This window comes from Dietzia sp. Cai40 (assembly GCF_014145165.1).
In the GTDB taxonomy this organism is placed as follows: Bacteria; Actinomycetota; Actinomycetes; order Mycobacteriales; family Mycobacteriaceae; genus Dietzia; species Dietzia natronolimnaea.
Genome location: NZ_JAALEB010000036.1, coordinates 1 through 2791 on the forward strand (window position 1 = coordinate 1; position 2791 = coordinate 2791).

The following is a 2791-nucleotide window of genomic DNA, read 5'->3' on the forward strand; positions in this document are numbered from 1 at the left end:
GAGTACACCAGCGGCAGGAAGTAGGCGCTGTTGAGGAGCGCGCTGGTGATGAAGATCCCCAGCACCCAGGTGTGGTCGGAGTCCAGTGCGCCCAGCCCGAGTTGCCACTTGGACGCGAACCCGGCGATCGGCGGGACCCCGATCATCCCGAACGCGCCCACGGTGAACGCCGCGCACGTCCACGGCATCCGCCGCCCGAGCCCGGCCAGTCGCGAGACGGTCTTGATCCCCAGCACCTCGGCGAACAGCCCGGCGCAGAAGAACAGGGTGATCTTCATCAGGCCCTGGTGCACCAGGTGGGTCAGTCCGCCGGCAGTGCCCATCTCGGAGACCAGGGCGATGCCGATCGTGACGTAGGAGACCTGGCTGACCGTGGAGTAGGCCAGTCGCTTCTTCAGATCGTCCTGCATGAGGGCGCGGACCGAGCCGTAGATCACCGTGAACGAGGCCAGCACCAGCAGCGGCAGCAGCACGCCCAGGTCGTCGGCGACCTGCACGCCGTAGACGTCGTCGATCAGTCGGACCAGGCCGAACACGCCGGCCTTGACCACGGCGACGGCGTGCAGCAGCGCGCTGACCGGGGCGGGCGCCACCATCGCCCGGGGCAACCAGCCGTGCAATGGGAACAGCGCGGCCTTGACGCCCAGGCCGGCCGCGATGAGCACGAAGATCGCCACCGCGGTGGCGGGGTCCTCGGCGGCCAGCTCGGCGACCGCCGCCGCGCCGCCGGCGGTGAAGTCCACGTCGCCGACCAGCGCGGTCAGCCAGGCCACGCCCACCAGGACCGAGAGCCCGCCGCTGAGGGTGTACCGCAGGTACAGCTGGCCGGAGCGGAACGAGGCCGCCGTGCCGTTGTGCACCACCAGCGGGTAGGTGACAAGGGTGAGCAGCTCGAAGAAGATCAGGAACGTCACCAGGTTCCCGGAGAAGGAGATGCCCACGGTGGCGGTGACGCACAGCGAGAAGAAGCCGAAGAACCGGGCCCGGTGCGGGCGGCCCTCCAGGTAGCCGATCGCGTAGATGGTGGTGAGCAACCACAGCAGCGAGCTCAGTCCGGCGAACAGCAGTGAGAGCGGCTCCACGCGCAGGATCAGGTCGAGACCCGGCAGGAGGGCGCTGCGCCATTCGGGCCGGGCGCCCGCGATGACGGCGGGCACCAGCGCCGCGACGATGAGCAACTTGACCGAGGCGCCGGTGATGTTGACCGTGGTGCGCGCTTTGGTGCGGGGTTCCGGGATGAGGAAGACGACGACGGCGACGAGAGCCGAGAGCGCGAGAGGGGCCACGGCGAGCAGGGACGACTCACCGACCCAGGACGGCGGGGTCATGCTCCACCTCCGTGGGTCATCCCCAGCACCGCCAGGTCGGCCAACGGCCCGGACACCCCGATCGCGAGGGCGGCGAGCAGGGCCGCGGCCAAGGGGATCAGGGTGGCGGCGCGCGGGACGGCTCTCGTGCCCGTTCCGCGGAGGTGGGCACCGGACGCCGGATCGGTACTGCGGCCCTCGTCGTCGCCCCCATCGTCGGCGTGGCCCCCATCACCGGCGCCGCCCGGGGTGGGCCGGTGGTCGCTCGACTCCCCCGACAGCAACGTCTGGACCGGTCGCAGCAGGTACATGGCCGCGACGAGGGTACCCGCCACGGCCACCGCGACCACCCACCACAATCCGGTGCCTACAGCGGCCATGAGCAGCTGCCATTTGCCGGCGAAACCCAGGCTGACGGGGAGCCCGGCCAGGCTCACGGCGGCGATCGCGATCGCCATCGTCACGACGGGCATCCGGGCGTCCTGATCGGTCATCGCCGCCAATCGGTCGGTGCCGAGTCGGTCCTTGATCACCCCGGCGGAGAGGAACAGCGACGACTTGGCCAAACCGTGCGCGAACGCCAGCAGTGCCACCGCGATCCACGCCGCCCGCTGCTGCTCGGGGCCGTCGGCGGCGGCGGACAGCGGGAAGTAGAGGAAGAGGTAGCCGACCTGCGAGACCGTGGAGTAGCCGACCAGTCGCTTGAAGCGCGGGGTGCGGATGGCGGACAGGCCGGCCCAGAGCACCGATCCGGCCGCCGCGATTCCCAAAACGGCGCCCACCACCGGGTCTGGGCCGGTGACCTCCGTCCACACCCGGAACAGGATGAAGAACGACGACTTGACCACCAGCGCGGACAGCAGCGGGCTCACGGCCCCGGGCGCGCCGGCGTGGGCGTCGGGCAGCCAGCCGTGCAGTGGGAAGAGCGCGGACTTGAAGGCCATTCCCGCCGCGGCGAGCGCGAGGATCACCGTCACGTGGACGCCGCCCGGGTCGCCGGCGGCCAGCCGCTCGCCCGCGAGTCGCAGGTCCAGCACCCCGGTCGCGGCGTAGACCATGGTCAGCGAGAGCAGGAACAGCAGCGACCCGGTGACGGTGACCATGAGGTAGCGGAACGCCGCCCGCCACGCGCCGGGGCCGCCGAGCGCTACGAGCAGCACCGCGGCCAGGCCGACGATCTCGATGGCCACGTACATGTTGAACAGGTCGGCGGACAGGAAGACCGCCGCCAGACCGCTCCAGCCGAGCAGCCAGGCCGACCAGAACCAGTCACGGGCCCCCGCGACACCCGTCGAGTGCGGGTGGATCGCCGCGAACAACGAGACCAACCCGCCCACGATCGAGGTGAGCAGGAGGAACAGCGCTCCGGGCCCGTCCGCGCGTACGGCGATGCCCAACGGCGGGACCCGTCCGGCCAGCGCGGCCTCCACCGGGCCCCCGACGGCGACGACCACGGCGATCGCGATGCCGACGGCCGCGGTGGT

2 protein-coding genes are annotated in these 2791 nt (G+C 71.3%); both read right to left on the minus strand.

Features of this window, described 5'->3' with window-relative positions; translation table 11 throughout:
* On the minus strand, positions 1 to 1328 hold a 1328-nt coding region (locus G6022_RS01765), incomplete at its 3' end, for a proton-conducting transporter membrane subunit (RefSeq protein ID WP_182690940.1).
* On the minus strand, positions 1325 to 2791 hold a 1467-nt coding region (locus G6022_RS01770; protein ID WP_182690942.1), incomplete at its 5' end, for a proton-conducting transporter membrane subunit. The genes G6022_RS01765 and G6022_RS01770, both read right to left, overlap by 4 nt.